The following is a 20,295-nucleotide window of genomic DNA, read 5'->3' as shown; positions in this document are numbered from 1 at the left end:
CGCGACGGCTGGGTGCGGTTCCGGACCGTCTTCCCGGGCTGGTACACCGGGCGGACCGTGCACATCCACGTCAAGGTGCACACCAAGGGCGTCTTCCCGAACCAGGCGTACGCCGACGGCGTCACCGTGCACACCGGGCAGATCTACTTCCCCGAGGACCTCACCGCCGCGGTCGGCAAGGTGCGCCCGTACACGCAGAACGAGCTGCCGCGCACCACCAACGCCAAGGCCCCGTTCTACGACTGTAAGGGCCTGATCCCACCCCCGCCCCTATACTCGCCCCATGTCCCTCTCCATCCGGCGGGCCACCGCCGCCGACGCGCGTCGTCTCACCCAGCTCGTGCGGAAGTCCGCCGCCTACCGCGGCGACTACGCCTACATGGTCGACGGCTACACCGTCGGAGGGACCTACATCGAGCACCACCCGGTCTTCGTCGCCGTCGACGCGCACGACAAGGTCCTCGGGTTCTACGCCCTCCTCCTGGACGAGGCCGAGCTCGATCTCGCCTTCGTCGCCGACGCCGCGCAGGGGCAGGGCGTCGGGCGGCTGCTCATGGACCACATGCGGGAGCAGGCGCGGGCCGCCGGACTCGAGTCCATACGGGTCGTCTCCCATCCGCCCGCCGAGGAGTTCTACCTCCGTACCGGAGCCCGCCGCACCGGCACCGTCGAGCCCGCCGGGCGGATCCACTGGGCCCGCCCCGAGCTCCGGTACGACGTCGCGTGAGCGCCACCGACAAGGCGCAGGAGCCCCAGGAGGCCGAACGGCCCGAGCGCCGCCGGGTCTTCGCCGACCTCACCCCGCTCCGTACCTCCGCGCACTACCGCCGTCTCTGGTTCGGCAACACCGTCTCCTGGGTCGGCCAGGGCATGACCGCGCTCGCGGTCTCGCTCCAGGTGTACGAGATCACCCGCTCGCCGTTCTCCGTCGGGCTCGTCGGCCTGTTCTCGCTCGTGCCGCTGGTCGTCTTCGGGCTTTACGGCGGCGCGATCGCCGACACCGTCGACCGCCGCAAGCTCGGCCTCGCCAGCGCCACCGGCTCCGCCGTGCTCTCCGTCGCCCTCGCCACGGCCGCCTTCGCGGGCTTCCACCACGTCTGGTTCCTGTACGCGATCGTGGCCCTGCAGTCGGTCTGCGCGGCGCTCAACTCGCCCGCCAGGACCGCGATGATCCCGCGCCTGCTCCCCGCCGAGCAGCTGCGCGCCGCCAACGCGCTCAACTCGATGACGATGACCTTCGGCACGCTCGTCGGGCCGAGCCTCGGCGGCCTCCTCGTCGGCGTCGGCGGCTTCCAGATCGCGTACCTGATCGACGCCATCGCCTTCTCCGCCGCGCTCTACGCGATGTGGCGGCTGCCGTCCATGCTCCCCGAGCGGACCGGCACCAAGCGGGCCTCCGTCCTCGACGGGCTGCGCTTCCTCGCCACCCGGCCCAATCTGCGCATGACGTTCTTCTCCGACTTCTGCGCCATGATCCTGGCCCACCCCCGCGCCCTGTTCCCCGTCGTCGCCGTCCTCTGGTACGACGGCGACGCCACCACCACCGGCCTTCTCGCCGCCGCGCCCGCCGCCGGGGCGCTCCTCGGCGGGGTCCTCAGCGGCTGGCAGGGGCGCATCCGCCACCACGGGCAGGCGATCCTTCTCGCCGTCGCCTGCTGGGGCACCGCCATCGCCGTCTTCGGGCTCACCCGCGAGCTCTGGCTCGGGCTGCTCCTGCTCGCGCTGGCCGGGTACTCCGACACCGTCTCCATGATCTTCCGCAACACGATGATGCAGGTCGCGGCCCCCGACGAGATGCGCGGCAGGCTCCAGGGCGTCTTCATCGTGGTCGTCGCGGGCGGGCCCAGGCTCGGCGACTTCCTCGCCGGTTCCGTCGCCGATCTGACCTCCCCGGCCGTCGCCATCACCGGGGGCGGTATCGCCTGTGTGCTCGCGATCGGGGTGCTTGCCCTGTACGGGCGCGGTTTCCGCCGTTACGACGCCCTAGAGCCGACTGCCTGAACGGGCCCTCGACCCGACTGCCTGAAGTGGCGGTTGGCCGCCACGGCACATAGCCGCCAGTCCACGCCGTGTTCAACGGCCGTCCACCGGAACAGACTCCTCGCGGCACCCGGAGCCACCCCTTCCCCCGGGTGTCGAGGAGTGCGTCGATGATCAGACCTTCCGCAGGAGGAAGGGCCGGGCTGCTCGCCGCCGGCATCTCCCTGGTGCTGCTCACCGCGGGGCAGACCGCCGCCGCCGGAGGAGCCGCCGCCCCCGCCGTGCCCGACACGTTCAAGAACGCCGCCGCGCAGAGCGCCACCGTCACGCTCGTCACCGGCGACCGGGTCACCGTCACCGAACTCGGCGGCGGCAAGAAGACCGTCACCGTCGACCGCGCGGCCGGCGCCACCGGAGCCGTACGCAGCGAGATGGCCGACGGCCGCGTCACCGTCGTCCCCGACGAGGCCCGCCCCTACCTGGCCTCGGGCGCCCTGGACGAGCGGCTCTTCGACGTCAGCGGCCTCATCGAGCAGGGCATCACCGACGACCTGCCGCTGATCGTCACCCACGGCAAGGGCGCCCGCGCCGCCGCGCCCCGCGGCACCGAGACCGTCCGCGCGCTGCCCAGCATCGGCGGCGCGGCGGTGGAGGCGACCGACCCGGCCGCGTTCTGGCGCTCCTTCACGTCGCCCGCGACCCGCTCGGCGGGCGGCAAGGTGTGGCTGGACGGCCGGGTCGAGGCCGCGATGGCCGAGTCCAACGCGCAGATCGGCACCCCGAAGGCCTGGGAGGCCGGGCTCACCGGCAAGGGTGTGAAGGTCGCCGTCCTCGACACCGGCGCCGACCTCGGCCACCCCGACCTCAAGGACCGGGTGAGCGAGTCCAAGTCGTTCATCGCGGGCGAGGAGGTCGCCGACCGCAACGGCCACGGCACGCACGTCGCCTCCACCGTCGGCGGCAGCGGCGCCGGTTCCGAGGGCAACGCGGAGAAGGGTGTCGCGCCCGGCGCGAGCCTCGCCGTCGGCAAGGTCCTCAGCGACGAGGGCTTCGGCAGCGAGTCCGAGATCATCGCGGGCATGGAGTGGGCCGCCAAGGACATCGACGCCAAGATCGTCTCGATGAGCCTCGGTTCGCGCGAGCCCAGCGACGGCACCGACCCGATGGCCCAGGCCGTCAACACCCTCACCGCCGAGACCGGCGCCCTCTTCGTCATCGCCGCGGGCAACAACGGCGCCCCCGGCTCGATCGGTTCGCCCGGCGCCGCCGACTCGGCCCTGACCATCGGCGCCGTCGACTCCGCCGACCGGCCCGCGTACTTCACCAGCGAGGGTCCCCGCTTCGGCGACCAGGCCCTCAAGCCGGACCTGTCCGCGCCCGGCGTCTCCATCCTCGCCGCCCGCTCCCAACTGGTCACCGGAACCGGCCTGTACACCTCGATGAGCGGTACGTCGATGGCGACCCCGCACGTCGCCGGTGTCGCCGCGCTCCTCGCCGAGCAGCACCCCGACTGGACCGGCGCGCAGCTCAAGAACGCGCTGATGTCCTCGTCGAAGACGCTCACCGACTCCTCGTACGCGCTCGGCGCGGGCCGGGTCGACGTGGCCGCCGCCATCACCGCGAACGTCACCGCCACCGGCTCCGCCGACCTGGGCTTCTTCTCCTGGCCGTACGAGGCGAACACGCCGGTCACGAAGACGGTCACGTACACCAACCACTCCGACGCGGCCGTCGAGTTGAACCTCGCCGTCGAGGGGATGCCCGCCGGTGTCGCGACCCTCGCCGACTCCACGCTCACCGTTCCCGCGCACGGCACCGCGCAGACCACGGTCACCGGTGACGGCGCCAAGGCCCCGGTCGGCAACGCCTCCGGCCGGGTCGTCGCCTCCGCCGCCGGCGTCCCCGTCGCGCACACCGCGCTCGGCCTGGTGAAGGAGGAGGAGCGCTACAACCTCACCGTCCACGTCAAGGACCGTGACGGCGCCCCGACCGCGGCCAACCTGGGCGTCAAGCGGCTCGCCCCGGGCTACGACCCGTTCCCGGCGGCCGTCGGCGAGTCCGGCACCCTCGAACTGCGCCTGAAGCCGGGCACGTACACCGTCTCGTCGTTCCTCGACGTCCGCGGCTCCAAGGGCAAGGACTCGCTCGGCCTCGGCTTCCTCACCGACCCCGAGATCGTCCTCGACCGCGACCGCGAGATCACCCTCGACGGACGGCAGCTCAAGGAGATCCGCGCCGAGGTCGAGAAGCGGACCGAGACCCGGCAGCTCCTGATGGAGTTCGACCGGGACGCGAACGGGGCCTCGTACGGCGGCGCCGTCCAGCTCCCGGTGAAGTACGACTCGATCTTCGCCGCGCCCACCCGCAAGCCCGCCACCGGCACCTTCGAGTACCGGACCGTCTGGCGCCTGGGCAAGCCGCTCCTGGAGGCGAGCGCGAACGGCGACCGGCTCTCCGGCGCCACCGTCCAGCCCGGCACGACCATGCTGGAGGGCGCCAAGCGCCTCGGGCTCGTCGACGTCGGCACCGGCACGGCCGCCGAGTACGCCGGCAAGGACGTGAAGGGCAAGGCCGTCCTGGTCCGCGCCGGAGCGCTCACGCCCGTCGAGATCGCCCAGATCGCCCAGGACGCGGGCGTCGCCCTCCTCTTCGTCACGGACAACGCCCCCGGCCGCCTCAACACCTGGTTCGGCACGGCCGAGTTCGAGACCCGGCCGCTGGCCGTCGCGACCGTCAACGCGGCCGACGGAGCCCGGCTCGCGGAGACCGCGGCGCGCAAGAAGACGGTCGACCTGACCGGCACGCGCTTCACCCCGTACGTCTACGACCTCTCCGAGGGGCACCCCGGCGCGATCCCGTCCGACCTGGTCTTCCGGCCCGACGAGGACGAACTCGCCACCGTGCGCTCCACGTTCCACATGCCCACGGGCCGCAAGGAGCTCGGCGGCGAGTTCCGCTACTCGATCACCGACACGTTCCCGATCGGCTTCGGCTTCAAGGAGTACATCGCCTTCCCGGCCGAGCGCACCGAGTACGTCTCCACCACGCGCGGTCAGGGCTGGCACGAGTCGGTCGACCTGGCGGACTCGCTCGAACAGCGCGGCGGGATCTTCGCCTACCGCGGCGACAGCACCACCCACCGCGAGTGGTTCAAGCCGGTCTGGCACCCCTGGCTCGGCACCGGGCTCGGCTGGGGCCAGCAGCGCGTCGGCAACGACCTCAAGTTCAACACCCCCGGCTGGGGCGACTCGGGCCCCGACCACACCGGCTTCGGCAACGTGTGGAACGACGACTCGATGACCCAGTTCACCGAGGTGTACGTGAACGGGACCCGGGTCGACCGCAAAATGAGCTCCGGCGCCTACGCCTGGGACTCCCCGGCGGAGGAGGCGACCTACAAGGTCGTCACCGACACCACCCTCGACCCGGCGCGCTGGCGGCTCTCGACCAAGGGCCACGCCGAGTGGACCTTCCGCTCCAAGGAGACCCCCACCGACCGCGAGACCTTCCTCCCGCTGATCAACCTCGGCTTCGACGTCGACACCGACCTCAACGGCGATGTCAGGGGCGGCGGCCGGGTGGACGTCGGGATCTCGGCGGAGTACGTCGTGGGCGCGACCGGCACCGGCCGCATCGGCGGCGGCGCGCTGGACGTCTCGTACGACGACGGCAAGACCTGGCAGAAGGTCACGCTCAAGAAGTCCTGGCACGGCACGTCCTGGACGGGCGAGCTGCGGGTGCCGCGCGGCGCCGAGTACGTCTCGCTCCGCGCGGGCGCCTCCGACGACCGGGGCGGCGCGGTGCGGCAGGAGATCATCCGGGCGCTCGGCGTGAAGTAGCCATGCAGTAGCCACGAAGTGACCCACCGTCCGGAATGCGGGACATGGTGCCCGGCACGGCTTCCCGCCGTGCCGGGCACTCGTCATTCGGCGTTGCCGCCCGCTTCACAGAGGGGGCTTCGGGCTGTCCCTACCGCCCCACGATCCCGCGCACCACGCCCAGCTCCACCAGGTCCTGAGGCCGCAGCCGGAGCTGGTCGGCGGTGAGCGGGGCCTGGTCGGGGGAGCGTTTGAGGATGGCCGAGGCGAGTTCGGGCGCGATGACGGAGAAGTAACCGTCGGGCGTGGTCCAGGTGTTGCCGTGCGCGGCCAGCGCCAGGGCCCCGCCCGAACCGCCCTCGCCGACCAGGAGCGAGGTCACCGGGACCCGCGCCTCGGCGACCGCGGTGAACGCCTCCGCGATCGCCGGGCCCGCCCCGGCCCGCTCCGCCGCCGCGTCGTTGGCGGCGCCCGGGGTGTCGATCAGGGTGAGCACCGGGATCCCGAGCCGGTCCGCGAGCCGGATCAGCCGGGCGGCGGTGCGGAATCCGGCCGGGCGGGTCGCGGTCCCGACCTGCGCCGCGTACGCGACCGTCCGGCCCTCGTGCAGGCCGAACCCGCACTCCACACCGTCGTCCACGCCACCGGCCCGGTCGCCCCGGACGGCCTCCCGCAGGCTGAAGTAGGCGTCCAGATAGGCCCCGGCGCGCGGCCGCCCGGCGGCCCGGGCCCGGACGACGGCCTCCCACCCGGTGCCGGGTGGGGTGGTCTCGGTGAGGGCGCGGGGCGGGGGAGCGGCCACGGGCGGCTCCTCGCCGGCGCCCGTCAGGAGCCGCAGCCACCTGTCGAGCGTCGCCCGCAGGGCGGCCGGGTCGACGAGCGCGTCCACGTGCCCGTGCGCGTACTGCCCCTCCGCCGTGTACGCGGCCGGGTCGGCGTCCGGTGGCCGGACCCGGGAGCCCGCGAAAGCCACCTGGGCCGAGCGGAGGGCCAGGACGACGTCCGCGCCCGCGCCGACCGTCGCCCAGCCGCCGCCGGTCGACGGGTCGCGCAGGACGGTGACGTGGGGGACGCCCGCGCCCCGCAGCCGTACCGTCGCCTCGGCCACCCGCTGGAGCTGGGTCAGGGCGATCATGCCCTCCTGCATCCGGCTGCCGCCCGTCGCCACGAGCGACACCAGCGGGACCCGGTCGGCGACGGCGGTGTCGTACGCGGCGACGAGCCGGTCACCGGCCGCCCGCCCGAGCGAGCCGCCGAGGAAGCCGAACTCGAAGGCGACCAGGACCACCTGACGCCCGCCGACCGTCGCCCTGCCGTACAGGACGGACTCCTCCTCACCGGTCCTCGACGCCGCACGCGCGCGTGCCGCGTCGTACCCGGCCCAGCCGATCGGCCCGTCCGGGCGCGCGGGCCCGTCCGCGGCGGCCGGAGCCGGAGCGGGCAGCGCCGCGAAGTCGTCCGTCACCAGCGCGACGACCTCGCGGGCCGTGCGCCGCTCAGCCACGGCCGGACTCCGCGAGGGCGTCCGGCAGCGCCTTCTTCAGGAGCTTGCCCATGTCGTTGCGGGGCAGCGCGCCGAGGAAGTGCACCGTGCGCGGGCGCTTGTGCGGAGCGAGGAGACCGGCGACATGGTCCGCCAACTCCTCGGCCGTCGGCGGCTTCTCCGCGTCCTCGGCCACCACCCAGGCCACGATCCGCTCCCCGAGATCGGCGTCCGGCTCCCCGGTCACGGCGGCCTCCCGCACCGCCGGGTGGTCCAGGAGGGCGTTCTCGATCTCGCCCGCGCCGATCTTGTACCCACCGCTCTTGATCAGGTCCGTCGCCTTGCGGCCCACGATCCGTACGTACCCGTCGGGTTCACGGACCGCCATGTCCCCGGTCCGGAACCACTCCCCGTCGAAGGCGGCGGCGGTCGCGTCCGGCCGGTTCAGATACGCGCTGAACAGGTTCGGGCCCTTCACCTGGATCTCGCCGACGCTCTCCCCGTCGTACGCCGGGAGCTCCGACCCGTCCTCCTCCACGAGCCGCAGCCCCACGCCCCGCAGCGGCAGCCCTACGGACCCGGGGCGCGGCGGGGTGCCCACGGGGACGGCGGTGTTCATCAGGGTCTCGGTCATGCCGTACCGCTCGACCACCGTCCGGCCCGTCGCCGCCGAGATCCGCTCGTGGTCGTGGACCGGCAGCGCCGCCGAGCCCGAGACCAGCAGCCGCGCCTCCGACAGCGCCCGGACCAGCGCCGGATCGCCGTCGAGGGCGTCCGCGAGCCGGTGGTACATCGTCGGTACGCCGAACAGCATCGTGCCGCCGCCCGCGCCCAGCTCCCGGGCCACGCCCTCGACGGAGAACGCGCCGAGGTGGCGCACGGAGCCGCCGCGCCGCAGCGGCCCGAGGATCCCCAGGATCAGTCCGTGCACGTGGAAGAGCGGCAGCGCGTGCACGAGCACGTCGTCCGCCGTCCACGCCCAGGCCTCCTCGAGCGCGTCCAGCGAGGCGGCGATCGCCCGGTGGGAGAGGACGACGCCCTTCGGCGGCCCCGTGGTGCCGGAGGTGTAGACGATCAGGGCGGGGGACTCGAGGTCCTCGGGCGTGCCGGGTTCCCCGACCGCGGGCCCCTCCCCGCGCACGTCCACGTCGATCCGGGGCAGCTCCGCGAGCCCCGCCGGGAGCACGTCGCCCGCGCCCGCGAGGACGACGCCCGGGGTGCTGTCGCCGAGGATGTGCGCCAACTCCCGTTCGCCCGTACGCGGGTTGAGCGGGATCGCCGGTACGCCGGCCAGCAGCGCGGCCACCACGGCGACCGCCGTCGGGGCGGTCGGCGTCGCCCAGACGGCGACCCGCCCCGCGCCCTCGATCCGCGCCGCCAAGGCACCTGCCGCCCGGCCCAGTTCCTCGTACGTGAGCGTCTCGGCGCCGAAGCGCAGTGCGGGCCGGTCCGAACGGGCCTGAAGGGCCGGGAACAGCGCGGTCACGGGTCGTCCTCCTCGCGTAGCGGGATGCCGAGAGGCATTCTGCCCGCGTCTCAGGGGCGAGGTGCTGCGACCTTGCTCACCTCCGGAGCCCCGCCGCCCTCCGCGGTCGGCCTGATCGTCCGCATCCGCCCGTACGCGTACACACAGCCCGCGAGCGCGAGGTCGGAGAGGAGCATGAAACCGATCGAGTACGAGTCCTTGGCGCTGTAGATCGCGCCCATCACCAGCGGCGGCACGAAGCCGCCGAGTCCGCCCATCGCCCCGACGATGCCGGTGACGCTGCCGACCTGCGGCTGCGGGGTGACCTGCGAGACCAGCGCGAAGACCGAGCCGCTCGCCGTGCCGAGCCCGGCGGCCATGCAGAGCAGGGCGATCGTGCCGCCCGGGTTCAGCGGCGGGTCGAAGGCCTGGACGATCGCGAACAGGGCGACGAAGCCGAGCGCGCCGGCCGTGACGACGGCGGGGTGGACCCGGTCCGAGAGCCAGCCGCCGATGGGCCGGAAGACGACGGTGACCAGGGCGAATCCGGCGGCCTTCGTACCGGCGTCGGTCGGGTCGAGTTCGTACCAGGTCTTCAGGTACGTCGGCAGGTACACCCCGAAGGCGACGATGCCGCCGAAGCCGATCGCGTACAGCGCCGACAGCTCCCACGTCACCCGCAGCCGCCCCGCCTTGCCGAGCCGGGTCGCGAGGGAGGCGGTGGGCACCGGCCGGTCGGGGCGGTCCTTGATGAGGAGCAGGGCGAGGACGGCGTACGCGGCGAGGGCGACGGCGACCACGACGAACGGCAGGTTCTCGCCGTGCTTGGCGATGCGCGGGGTGAAGTAGCCGGAGAGCGCCACACCGCCCATGCCCATGCCGAAGACGCCGAGCGCCAGGCCCCGCTTGGCGGGCGGGAACCAGGAGTTGACCAGGGGGATGCCGATCGCGAAGGTCGTGCCGCCCAGGCCGAGGAGGAAGCCGACGGCGAGCATCGCGCCGTAGGAGTTCTTCGCCGGGATCAGGAGGAGGACGGGCACGATCGTCAGCGCCGACACCAGCGGGAACATCACCTTGGCGCCGTAGCGGTCGGTGAGCGCACCGGCCGGGATCCGCCCCAGCGAGCCGACCAGGACGGGGACGGCGACGAGCAGCGACTGCTGGAAGGAGCTGAGGTCCAGCCGGTCCCCGTACCAACTGGCCAGCGGCGCGATCAGGTCCCACGCCCAGAAGGTGAGCGCGAACCCGATCGTGGCCATGACCAGGTTCCGGTAGGCGGTGCCGGAGGGCTTCGCGAGGGTGTCCACGCGATCAGTCAAGTGCGGCCGGCGGGCCCGGGCGCGCCGGATTGGGCCGTACGGGGGCGCGGCTTCGCGGCGGCTACGGCCAGTGCGCCGTGGTCGGCGGGCGGCCGTCGTCCGTCACCGTCAGGCGCGGGCCGTCCGGCGTCGCCGCCACCTCCACCAGGATGGCCGAGACGCCCGGCCGGCGGTGCGCGGCCGCGAGGGCCTTGCGCAGGGCGGCGAGCAGCGGGTCGGCGTCGGCCGGGTCGACGAGCGTGTCGACGGCGCCGGTGAAGTGCACGGAGGGCTGGAAGCCGAGGAGCACCCCGGCGCCGCCCGTCTCGCGCAGGACCCGGCCCCGGAAGGTCGTCGGCGCGTCGGCGGGCGGCTGCTGGAGGGCGAAGATGGCCGTCCGTACCTCCTGGATGGTGGAGTCCAGCTCGTCCACCGCCCGCCCGAGCAGCGCGGTGTCCTCGGGGGAGTCGGGGTCGGAGTCGGGGTCGGGGTCGCCCGCTTTCTCGCCGGCCGCGCGGCGGCGCGTCGACTCCAGCATCATCTCCGTCGCGAAGAGCCGCTGGACGACGAGGTCGTGCAGGTCGCGGGCGATCCGGTCGCGGTCCTCGTACACCGCCAGTTGCTTCCGGTTGTGCTGCGCGTCCGCGAGGACGAGCGCGAGCGCCGCCTGGGAGGCGAACTGCGAGGCGAGCAGCCGCTCCACCGCCGTGTACGGGCGTCCGCCGATCCGCCGGGGCAGCGCGAGCGTGCCGATGAGCCGGCCGCCGCTCTGCAGCGGCAGCATCATCGAGGGCCCGAACCGCGACCGTACGTGTGTCGTCATCCGCGGGTCGGTCGCCGAGTTCTCGACGAACACCGGTTCCCCGCCGAGCAGTTGCTCCAGGACCGGCGATCCCGGCGCGATCGTCGTCCCCACCAGGTCGCCCGGGTCGTCCACGGTCGAGGCCGCCACGATCTCCATCCCGCCCTCCTCGGTGGGCTGCAGGACGACCCCGGCCGAGGCGTCCGCGAGCAGCCGCGCCCGCTCGGCGACGGTCATCAGCGCGTTCGCCGCGGGCTCCCCGGAGAGCAGCGCCGTCGTCACCGCCGCCGCGCCCTCGATCCAGCGCTCGCGCTGCCGGACGGTCTCGTAGAGCCGGGCGTTGCCGATCGCGATCCCGGCCTGCGAGGCGAGGACCCGCAGCATCGACAGGTCCCGCTCGGTGAACGGTCCGCCCCGCTTCTCGGTGAGGTAGAGGTTGCCGAACACCTCGGTGTGGACCCGGATCGGGACCCCGAGGAACGAGTGCATGACGGGGTGGCCCTCGGGCACGCCGCCGGAGCGCGGATCGGCGGTCAGGTCGTCGAGGCGCAGCGGCTGCGGGTCCTCGATGAGGACCCCGAGGAGCCCGCTGTGTCCGTCGGGGAGGCGGGGGATCCGCTCCCGCTCGGCGTCCGTCATGCCGGCGGTGAACAGCTCGGTGAGCCGGCCGCGCTCGGGGTCCACGACCCCGAGCGCCCCGTAGCGCGCCCCGATCAGTTCGGCCGCGGACTCCACGATGTGCTGGAGGGTGGCCCGCAGTTCGAGGTCGGTGCCGACGCTCAGGACCGCCTGGAGCAGCATCGGCAGGCGCGGTGCCGAGTCCGGTTCGTCGTCCGGTTCGTCGTGCTGGTCCGTCAGTGCCATGGGAGCATTGTCAGGCGAAACGGGCGATCGGGACGATCATTCCGCCTCGGCCAGCGGGTCGAGGATCATCGGCTGGATCTTGCCCTCCAGCATCGAGCCGAGCCCCAGGATCGCGCACACGTCGGGCCGTTCGGCGATGGTCACCGGCATCCCGGTCGCCTCGCGCAGCATCTGGTCGAGCCCGGGGAGCAGGGCGCTGCCGCCGACCATCATGATGCCGCGCTCGGCGAGGTCGGCCACCAGGTCCGGCGGGCAGTCGCGCAGGATCTTGCCGATGCCGTCGAGGACGGCGGTCAGCGGGGTGTGGATCGCCTGGCGCACGGCGGCGGTGTCGACGGTCACCGAGCGGGCGAGGCCGGTGGCGACGTCCCGGCCGTGGATCTCGGTGTAGCTCGGGCCCTGGAGGGTCAGGCCGTTGCCGCTGAGAGCGACTTGAAGCGGCCGGACGGACTGGCTGGGCAGCATCAGCTCGTGCTGGTGGCGCAGGTGCTGGATGACCGCGTGGTCGATCGCGTCACCGCCCACCGGGATCCGCTCGGCGGTCACGATCGACCCGAGGGACAGCACGGCGACCTGGGTGGTGGCCGCCCCGCAGACCATGATCATGGTGGCGGTGGGCTGCTCGACGGGGAGTCCGCAGCCCACGGCCGCCGCGATCAGGGTGTCGACCAGCTCGACCCGGCGGGCGCCGAGCCCGACGAGGGTCTCCACGGCCGCGCGCTGCGCGAGCGGGTCGCTGTCGTGCGGGGTGCAGGCGGCGGCGCGCAGCCGGGGCTTGCGGCGCAGCTGGCGGCGGAGCTTCTCGCCGAGCAGGTGACGGAGCATCCGCTGGGCCATCTCGATGTCGACGACGGTGCCGCCGGAGACGGGCCGGACGACGCGGATGTAGTCGGGGGTGCGGCCGGTCATCTTCTCCGCAAGCGCGCCCACGGCGATCAGCGCGCCGGTACGGGTGTTCACGGCGGCGACACTGGGCTCGTCGACGACGAGCCCGGCGCCCTTGACGAAGACCCGGGTCCGGGCGGCGCCCAGGTCGACGGCGACATGGCAACGGCGCAGCTGCTCAAGGCTGACGGTCACGGCGGATCCTCCGGAGTGCGGTGCTGGCGCGGGGCGAGGCGTGGTGCGTTTCGGCGTCCTGTTCGCATCGTGCGACCGGCTCCGGCGCGGCGCGCGCTGGGATGCGCCGCCTGGGGGTGGGAGGTGGGTGACGTCCGGTTCAGAGCAGACGCTGGAACAGCCCCCAGGTGAACTCGGCCGCACCCGTGCCGCCGCCCGGGAGGGTGAAGTCCAGGCGCAGCCTGGTCGGCGCGCTGCCGTCGCGCGCCCGGGCCGGCGGGAAGGCGTTGCCGACCTCGGCGAGGGTGCAGCCCCAGGGCCGTAGATCCGCCTCGGTGCGCAGCTCGGGGGCGGGGGCCCCGGGCGCGCGGACCAGGCCGCTGCCCCAGACGTCCGGCGCGGTCCGGCGGCCGAGCGGGCCCACCAGGACCTCCCAGCGCAGCTCGGGCCAGAGCGGCAGCTCCCACTGGAGGAGCTCGGAGTCGTACCGCTCCACCCGGCGGCGTGCCACGGGCTCCCCGAGCGCCGACCGGTAGCGGGCGAGCTCGCCAGGGCCCCGGCGGGCGTGCGCCCAGGCCTGCCAGCGCCGGTTGGCCTCGCGCATCGCGGTCCGGGTCGCGCCGAGCGCGCGGACGGCTTCCTCGACGAGTTCCGGCTGGTGGTCGGCCATCCGGCGGAGCAGGACGAGCTGGAACTCGGTGGGCCCGAAAGGCTCGGACGAGGTCATGCGACCATCCTGCCCGAAGCGGGAGAATCGCGACGACACGCCGTCGACCTGGGGTTTCCTCACAGGATCCTCACTTTCCCGCCTACCTGTGGGGACCCGCCGACACATACTCTGCGGCAGCCATGGACTACTGCCATCAGTGCCGACGGCATCTCAACGGCGCCCTCGCCTGTGCGGGGTGCGGTACGCCGGTGGAGGAGCTGCGGTACGAGACCCCCCGCGCGACCGAGTACGCGGCCGAGACCGAGCACGTCTACGAACTGGACGTCGTCGAGCCTCCGCGCCCCGCCTCGGGAGGCAGGCGCGCCTCCAGGCGTGCCCCGGCGGGGCCTGCCGCGTCGGGACGGGCGGCCTCGCGCAAGGGGCGCCGGGCCCGCAGCCGCAAGGGGCGAAACGTTCTGGTGGGCTCCCTCGGGCTGCTCCTGGCGGCCGGCGCGCTGAGCCTGACGAAGGCGGCCCTGGACCCTCCGGAGGAGGGCGGCGCCGCCACCGCGGTCCAGGAGGAGGAGGTCGTCGAGACCTCGCTGCCACCGGTGCATTCGGAGTCCGTACGGCCGACTGCGACCCGTGGTCCGGTCCGGGTGTCGACCTCGGCCTCCCCGGTGGGCACGCGCACGCCCGCCCAGGGGCACACGGGCATACCCGGCGGGGGCTCCGGCGGCGGATCCGGTTCGGGTGGCGGGAACGGCTCGGGCGGCGGGAACGGCTCGGGGAGCGTGGGCGGGAGCGGGCAGGGCTCGGACGGCGGTCAGGGAGACCCGTCGAGCGCTCCGCCGACGGGTTCACCGTCCGCGTCGCAGCCCGGCACCACGCCGACGGCTCCGGGCAGCGGCAGCCCGACAGCGACGCCGCCCGGTTCGCCGCCGCCGACCACTCCGGCGCCCGCGCCGAGCCCCACCTGCTGGCTCTTCATCTGCTGGTAGCGGCCGTCGTGGGAGGCCACGTCCTGTTACGCCACGTCCTCGCCCAGCATCCGCTTCAGCAGGTCCCGCAGCAGCGTGCGCTCGACCTCCGTGAGCTGCCCGAGCGGCTCGCGCGCGAAGTCGAGCGAGTCCCGCAGCCGGCGGGCGGTTTCCAGGCCCTCCGGCGTGGGCGCGGCCAGCTTGACGCGGCGGTCGGCCGGGTCGGGGCGGCGCTCCGCCAGGCCGCGCGCTTCGAGGCGGTCGACGATCCCCGTCACGTTCGACGGCTCGCACTTCAGCTTCTCGGCGATCTTCCGCATGGCCACCGGCTCGAGCGACAGCAGCCCGAGGACCCGGGCCTGCGCGCCGGTGAGCGCGTGCTCCGAGGCCGCCTGCTCGTACTCCTCGTGGTACCGCGCCACGACCGTGCCGATCAGGTCGACGACTTCGACGGTCAGGGGGTCTGTGCGTGGGGTGGCCATGGGCACCATCGTACCCAGATACTTGACAACATGAAATATCCAAGCGCATGGTTGTTTCAGGTAGTGAAGTAATTTTCCGTTCCAGGAGGCAGAGCCGATGTCCGTACTTCCCGCGTCCAGCCGTGAGTGGCACCTCGTCGCCCGTCCGCACGGCTGGCCGACCCCCGCGGACTTCGCGCTCCGTGAGACCCCCGTCACCGCGCCCGCCGAGGGCCGGATCCTGGTCAAGAACCTGCACTTCTCGGTCGACCCGTACATGCGGGGCCGGATGAACGACGTGAAGTCGTACACCCCGCCCTTCAAGCTGGACCACCCCATGGACGGCGGCGCCGTCGGCGAGGTCGTCGCGTCGAACGCGGAGGGCTTCGCCGTCGGCGACCACGTCCTGCACCGCCTCGGCTGGCGCGAGTACGCCGACGTGGACGCGCAGCACGCCGTCAAGGTCGACGCCTCCCTCGCCCCCCTCTCCTACTACCTCGGCGTGCTCGGCATGACGGGCCTGACGGCCTACGCCGGCCTCTTCGAGGTCGCCTCCTTCAAGGAGGGCGACGTGGTCTTCGTCTCCGGCGCGGCCGGCGCCGTCGGCAGCCAGGTCGGCCAGATGGCGAAGCTCAAGGGCGCCTCCCGGGTCATCGGCTCGGCCGGCTCCGACGAGAAGGTCAAGCTGCTCGTCGAGGAGTACGGCTTCGACGCCGCGTTCAACTACAAGAACGGCCCGGTCAAGGACCAGCTCCGCGAGGCCGCTCCGGACGGCATCGACGTCTACTTCGACAACGTCGGCGGGGACCACCTCGAAGCCGCGATCTCCTCGCTCAACGTGCACGGCCGCGCCACCATCTGCGGCATGATCGCGCAGTACAACGAGACCGAGCCGGTCGCGGGCCCGCGCAACATGGCCATGATCATCGGCAAGCGGCTGCGCCTCCAGGGCGTCCTCGTCGGCGACCACTACGGCCTGCAGCCGCAGTTCGTCCAGGAGGTCGGCGGCTGGCTGCGCTCCGGCGAGCTGAAGTACGACGAGACCGTCGTCGAGGGCATCGAGAACGGCGTGGAGGCCTTCCTCGGCCTGCTCCGCGGGGAGAACACCGGAAAGATGATCGTTTCCGCGACCCGTTAGTCTTCCCTCAGCCGTCGCGATCGTGGGCGCGAGTCGCGGCGAACCAGCAGAAGGAAGCATCAGATGTCCATCCAGCAGTCCGACGTCCTGTACACCGCCGTCGCCACCGCCGAGAACGGGCGTGACGGCCGGGTCGCGACGGACGACGGCCAGCTCGACGTCGTCGTGAACCCGCCGAAGGCCATGGGCGGCTCGGGCGCGGGCACCAACCCCGAGCAGCTCTTCGCCGCCGGTTACAGCGCCTGCTTCCAGGGCGCGCTGGGCGTCGTGGCGCGCAACGAGAACGCCGACATCGCGGGCTCGTCGGTCACCGCCGAGGTCGGCATCGGCAAGAACGACGACGGCTTCGGCATCATCGTCAAGATCTCGGCGACCATCCCGAACGTGGACGCCGAGACCGCGAAGAGCCTGATCGAGAAGGCCCACCAGGTCTGCCCGTACTCCAAGGCGACCCGCGGGAACATCACGGTCGAGCTGGCCGTCTGAGTTACGCGTAGTCTGAAGTGGGCCGCACCTCGACCGACCGGGGTGCGGCCCTCTTCGTACCGGCCCGCCCGGGGCGCCCGATAGGGTGATCGACATGCGCGATTTCGGGGCCGGGTTCGGATATCTGGTACAGGGGCAGAAGTGGGTGGCCCAGCACGGCCGGTGGTTCGGCTTCGGGCTGCTCCCGGGGCTCGTGACCCTCGTGCTCTACGTGGGCGCGCTCATCGGTCTCGGCTACGGAGCCGACGACCTGACCAGCTGGGCGACACCGTTCGCCGACGACTGGACCTCCCCCTGGCAGGGGCTCTTCCGGGGCTTCCTCACCGGCCTGGTCTTCGTCTTCGGGCTCTTCCTCGCGGTCATCACCTTCACCGCCGTGACCCTGCTGGTCGGCCAGCCGTTCTACGAATCGCTCTCCGAGCAGGTCGACCGCACCGAGGGCGGCGACGTCCCCGAGTCGGGCCTGCCGCTCTGGCGCGAGCTGTGGATCTCCGCGCGCGACAGCCTGCGCGTGCTCGCCCGGGTCGCCCTGTACGGCATCCTGCTCTTCGCCTGCGGCTTCATCCCGGTCGTCGGCCAGACCGTCGTCCCGGTGATCGGCTTCTGCGTCTCGGGCTTCTTCCTCGCCCACGAACTGACCTCCGTCGCCCTCCAGCGCCGGGGCGTCGAGCTGAAGGACCGCCTCCGGATGCTCCGTGGCCGCCGGACGCTCACCCTGGGCTTCGGCGTCCCGCTGGTCCTCTCGTTCCTGGTCCCGTTGGTCGCCGTCTTCCTGATGCCGGGCGCCGTCGCGGGCGCGACCCTGATGGCCCGCGAGCTGAACGGCGAGACGGCCGGGACGGGCGAGGGCGGGGACAAGACCCCCGCGCCGCCCGCCCGGACGGGCACCCCGCAGCCGCACCCGTACGCCTGACGCCGGGCCTCAGCCCACTTCCGCGAGGGCGAAGCCCGCGCGCTCGGGACCCGCGTCGGCGACGCGCTCGCCGTCGGGGCCCCAGCCGCCGCTGAGACCGACGCAGGGGCCCGCCTCGCACGTGCCGACGAGGTTGGCGAGGACCACGAACAGCCCGAAGTCCCGGGCCCGTACCGGATACACCTTCTCGAACGAGTCGTTCTCGGCGTCCAGCGCGGAGCTCGCCAGATAGACCGTGCAGCCGTCGGCGGCGGCCCGCTCCGCGATGTCGGGGAAGCGGTTGTCGTAGCAGGTGGCGAGCGCGAACCGGACCCCGTCGAGGGTGAAGCGGCCGTCGGCCGTGCCCGGGGCGAAGACCTCGTTCTCGATGCCGTGCAGATGTGCCTTGTCGTAGCGGGTGAGCAGCTCGCCGTCCGGGCCGAACACCAGGGACGTGATGCCGGGCAGGCCGCCCGCTGTGCGCACCGGCCCGTTGACGACCGCCGCCACGCCCGCCGCGCGGCAGGCCTCCCGTACCGGATCGAGGCGTGGGTCGTCCTCGGCGAGGTGGAGGGCAGGGGTGGCGCCGATGAGGGCCGGCTCGTAGCCGGTGAGGGCCAGCTCGGGAAGCACGACCACGCGGGCCCCCTCGGCGGCGGCCCCGCGGATCAGGCCGGCCACGGTAAGGACGTTGGCCTCGACATCCCCGGCGACCGGGGCGAACTGCGCTGCTGCGACGATCATGACCGCCATCATCCCGCCCATCCGCCGCCGGGCGCCAGGGGCTGCCCGGCGGATCATGGCCGGGGTCGCGACCCTGATCCGCCGGACAGCCCCTAGGAGCTCGCGGCCACCGCGACGATCGCCCGGACCTGGGCGATGATGGCGAGCCGGTTGGTGACGAACTCCGGGTCCGTGATCGTGCCCGTCGTCGGGTCCGTGTTGCCGGCGCCGAACTGCAGGACCGGGGTGTGGACATGGCCGCCGGGCAGCTCCGGGAGGCCGAGTCGGTCGCGCAGCAGGGTCGCGCGGTAGGCGATCTCGTTGGAGAGGTAGTTCCCGCCGCCGCCCGCGCGGGCCGTGGAGCCCGCCGTCGGTCCGTCCGCGCGGTCCACGGGCCCGGTCGCGCCCGCCGGGATCTCGGTCACCGCCGTGTTGTCCCGTACCGGGAACCGCCCGGTGTCCGCCGCCACGATCGAGGTGTACGGCAGGGTCGTCGCCGTCCACTGGGGCTGCGTGGCCGGGTCGGCCACCGGGACGGTCTCCGTCCGGGAGAGGTTCTCGTTGTCGGGGAAGCCGCCCCGCCAGGCCCCGTTGAACCGCTCGATGTCGAAGCGGCCGATCCGGCCCTGGCTGACGGTGGTGAAGAGGTCCACCTCCGGCAGGTGCCCGCGCAGCGTCCGCTCGACGGTGCCGTCGGCGAAGTCCTGCCAGCGCACGGGGAAGACGGCTGTCTCGATCCGGGCGAGGTCACCGTCGGCGGTCCGGATCAGCGACCCGTCCAGGGCCAGCGCGGTGGCCCCCGAGGGGTTGCTGATGCGGACGTCCCGGTCGAGCGTGAACGGGTCGAAGCCGGTCAGCAGGATCCGCTTCACGCACGTGCCGCGAGGCCCGCCGCCCTGAAACCGGATCGAGTCCTGGCCGCGCGACGAGCGCTCAAGGCGGTCCATCAGCCGGGCCCTGCGCTCCTCCCCGAGCACGAACCCCGGCTGCCAGCCCCGCAGTTCGCGGGTCATCGCAAGCCGCGCCCAGTACAGCGGGCGGTCGTCGTCCTTGCTCAGGTCCCCGCGCACCCGGCGTCCCTGCGCCCGGTCGACGGCGTCGCGCCAGAGCCGTTCCCCGTGCCGTACGACCGCCCGTTCGGCCTCCCCGTACGACTCCGCCCCGGCCAGCGCCCGGGCGAACTCCGGTGCCACGGAGGCGAATCCGCCGCGCCGCAGGATCTCCTGGGGCACGGCCCGGTCGAGCCGGGCCTCCTCCACGGTCGCCGCGGTCACGGAACCCGCGGCCGTGGCGGGCGGTGCGCCGAGCGTCAGGGTGGCGGTGATCAGCGCGAGACCGAGCGCTGCGGGACGTAAGCGGGACAGCACGGGCGGGACCTCCGTCGCGTCGGAAACCGGCCCGCGCAGTATCCCGGCTCACCCGCAACTCCCGCTACGGTGCCCTCACTTGCCGCCCGCGTCCTCCACGCCCTCCGTACCCTTCGCGTCTTCTCCGCCGTTCAGCAGCCGCAGGAAGTCCCGGAACGCCGCCGGCATGTCCACCGCCGACGGGTCCAGCAGCCACTGGTATTGAAGCCCGTCCATCACGGCCGTCAGGATCGGCGCCGCCCGCTCGGGTGTAAGGCCGCTCGGCAGGCGCTCGCCGAACTCCAGGCGCAGCACGGTCGCCATCTCCGTACGGACCTGGGTGTAGCGCTCGGTGAAGAACCGGCGTGCCGGGTGGTCCTCGGTCACGCTCTCGCCGAGCAGCGCCGAGAAGGTCTGCACGATCCCCGGCCGCATCGCGTTGTACTCGACGAGCGAGTCGATCAGGTCGAGCCGCCAGCCCTCGCGCGAACCCGCGCCGCTCGTGTCCCACTTGTCGCGCTCCGCGAGCACCGCGACGAGCAGGGCCTCCTTCGTGGGGAAGTAGTGCAGCAGCCCCTGCTGCGTCAGGCCGACCCGCTCCGCGACCGCGCCGAGCGACGCGCCCCGGTAGCCGCGCTCGGCGATCACCTCCAGGGCCGCGCGCACGATGTCCGAGCGCCGCTCCTCGCTCCTGGCCCGCACCATCGCCGTGGCCCCCTTTCCCTGCCGTCCGTCCGCCGAAGGTCCCTCGAAGATCCCTCGTTCCCAGGACCGTACGGCATGACATGATTACGAAACAGTAACGTAACCTACCGATCTACAGGTATCGGGTCCACCATGGGCCGCACACG

Annotated in this window: 17 protein-coding genes; 7 read left to right on the top strand and 10 right to left on the bottom strand. The window is 73.2% G+C overall.

From position 1 onward, the window contains the following. Positions 1–283: 283 nt before the first annotated feature. The 3 genes from ACFWRO_RS23490 (at position 284) to ACFWRO_RS23480 (ending at position 5,819) form a co-directional block, all read left to right on the top strand. Entirely contained in the window at positions 284–727 is a 444-nt protein-coding gene (locus tag ACFWRO_RS23490; RefSeq protein ID WP_384513013.1) for a GNAT family N-acetyltransferase, read from the top strand. Then, the gene (locus ACFWRO_RS23485) at positions 724–2,001 is read left to right on the top strand and encodes an MFS transporter (RefSeq protein ID WP_384513012.1); all 1,278 of its coding nucleotides are present in this window, start codon (positions 724–726) and stop codon (positions 1,999–2,001) included. Before ACFWRO_RS23490 ends, ACFWRO_RS23485 begins: the two co-directional genes overlap by 4 nt. A 149-nt stretch (positions 2,002–2,150) precedes the next feature. Next, the gene (locus tag ACFWRO_RS23480) at positions 2,151–5,819 is read left to right on the top strand and encodes a S8 family serine peptidase (protein ID WP_384513011.1); all 3,669 of its coding nucleotides are present in this window, start codon (positions 2,151–2,153) and stop codon (positions 5,817–5,819) included. A gap of 130 nt (positions 5,820–5,949) precedes the next feature. Here the strand turns inward: ACFWRO_RS23480 and ACFWRO_RS23475 are convergent, their stop codons facing one another. The 6 genes from ACFWRO_RS23475 to ACFWRO_RS23450 all read right to left on the bottom strand — a co-directional run bounded on the left by ACFWRO_RS23475 (position 5,950) and on the right by ACFWRO_RS23450 (position 13,496). Further along, positions 5,950–7,302 carry a carboxyl transferase domain-containing protein gene (locus tag ACFWRO_RS23475; protein WP_384513010.1) on the bottom strand — a complete coding sequence of 451 codons (1,353 nt, stop codon included), beginning with the start codon at positions 7,300–7,302 and terminating at the stop codon, positions 5,950–5,952. Beyond that, entirely contained in the window at positions 7,295–8,767 is a 1,473-nt protein-coding gene (locus ACFWRO_RS23470) for an acyl-CoA synthetase (RefSeq protein ID WP_384513009.1), read from the bottom strand. Before ACFWRO_RS23470 ends, ACFWRO_RS23475 begins: the two co-directional genes overlap by 8 nt. Positions 8,768–8,817: 50 nt before the next feature. Next, positions 8,818–10,005: an MFS transporter gene (locus ACFWRO_RS23465; RefSeq protein WP_384513039.1), complete on the bottom strand. Its 1,188-nt coding sequence runs from the start codon at positions 10,003–10,005 to the stop codon at positions 8,818–8,820. 121 nt (positions 10,006–10,126) lie between these two features. Next, on the bottom strand, positions 10,127–11,710 hold the full coding sequence (locus ACFWRO_RS23460; protein ID WP_384513008.1) for a GAF domain-containing protein: 1,584 nt from the start codon (positions 11,708–11,710) through the stop codon (positions 10,127–10,129). A gap of 36 nt (positions 11,711–11,746) precedes the next feature. Next, on the bottom strand, positions 11,747–12,790 hold the full coding sequence (locus tag ACFWRO_RS23455; protein WP_384513007.1) for a rod shape-determining protein: 1,044 nt from the start codon (positions 12,788–12,790) through the stop codon (positions 11,747–11,749). Between the two features lie 139 nt (positions 12,791–12,929). Next, a complete protein-coding gene (locus ACFWRO_RS23450; RefSeq protein ID WP_384513006.1) occupies positions 12,930–13,496 on the bottom strand; it encodes a hypothetical protein in 567 nt (188 codons plus the stop codon). A 122-nt stretch (positions 13,497–13,618) separates the two neighbouring features. Between ACFWRO_RS23450 and ACFWRO_RS23445 the strand changes: the two genes are divergently transcribed. After that, a complete protein-coding gene (locus tag ACFWRO_RS23445; protein WP_384513005.1) occupies positions 13,619–14,419 on the top strand; it encodes a hypothetical protein in 801 nt (266 codons plus the stop codon). Positions 14,420–14,445: 26 nt separating this feature from the next. Here ACFWRO_RS23445 and ACFWRO_RS23440 read toward each other — a convergent pair whose 3' ends face one another. Beyond that, on the bottom strand, positions 14,446–14,880 hold the full coding sequence (locus ACFWRO_RS23440) for a MarR family winged helix-turn-helix transcriptional regulator (RefSeq protein ID WP_384513004.1): 435 nt from the start codon (positions 14,878–14,880) through the stop codon (positions 14,446–14,448). A gap of 97 nt (positions 14,881–14,977) precedes the next feature. Between ACFWRO_RS23440 and ACFWRO_RS23435 the strand changes: the two genes are divergently transcribed. The 3 genes from ACFWRO_RS23435 (at position 14,978) to ACFWRO_RS23425 (ending at position 17,396) form a co-directional block, all read left to right on the top strand. Next, positions 14,978–15,997 carry an NADP-dependent oxidoreductase gene (locus tag ACFWRO_RS23435; protein WP_384513003.1) on the top strand — a complete coding sequence of 340 codons (1,020 nt, stop codon included), beginning with the start codon at positions 14,978–14,980 and terminating at the stop codon, positions 15,995–15,997. A 63-nt stretch (positions 15,998–16,060) separates the two neighbouring features. Then, positions 16,061–16,483: an organic hydroperoxide resistance protein gene (locus ACFWRO_RS23430; RefSeq protein WP_384513002.1), complete on the top strand. Its 423-nt coding sequence runs from the start codon at positions 16,061–16,063 to the stop codon at positions 16,481–16,483. 94 nt (positions 16,484–16,577) lie between these two features. Further along, positions 16,578–17,396, top strand: a complete 819-nt coding sequence (locus tag ACFWRO_RS23425) for an EI24 domain-containing protein (protein ID WP_384513001.1) — start codon at positions 16,578–16,580, stop codon at positions 17,394–17,396. Between the two features lie 9 nt (positions 17,397–17,405). Here ACFWRO_RS23425 and ACFWRO_RS23420 read toward each other — a convergent pair whose 3' ends face one another. The 3 genes from ACFWRO_RS23420 to ACFWRO_RS23410 all read right to left on the bottom strand — a co-directional run bounded on the left by ACFWRO_RS23420 (position 17,406) and on the right by ACFWRO_RS23410 (position 20,149). Further along, positions 17,406–18,119 carry a carbon-nitrogen hydrolase family protein gene (locus tag ACFWRO_RS23420; RefSeq protein WP_384513000.1) on the bottom strand — a complete coding sequence of 238 codons (714 nt, stop codon included), beginning with the start codon at positions 18,117–18,119 and terminating at the stop codon, positions 17,406–17,408. Between the two features lie 92 nt (positions 18,120–18,211). Then, positions 18,212–19,426, bottom strand: coding sequence for a pyroglutamyl peptidase (locus ACFWRO_RS23415; protein WP_384513038.1), 1,215 nt, complete (start codon positions 19,424–19,426; stop codon positions 18,212–18,214). 114 nt (positions 19,427–19,540) lie between these two features. Then, complete coding sequence (locus ACFWRO_RS23410) at positions 19,541–20,149, bottom strand: TetR/AcrR family transcriptional regulator (protein ID WP_384512999.1); 609 nt, start codon at positions 20,147–20,149, stop codon at positions 19,541–19,543. Between the last annotated feature and the right edge of the window lie 146 nt (positions 20,150–20,295).

This window comes from Streptomyces sp. NPDC058579, assembly GCF_042718575.1.
Taxonomy (GTDB): domain Bacteria; phylum Actinomycetota; class Actinomycetes; order Streptomycetales; family Streptomycetaceae; genus Streptomyces.
The sequence above is the reverse complement of the archived record's forward strand: the minus strand, read 5'-3'. Positions and strand labels throughout refer to the sequence as shown.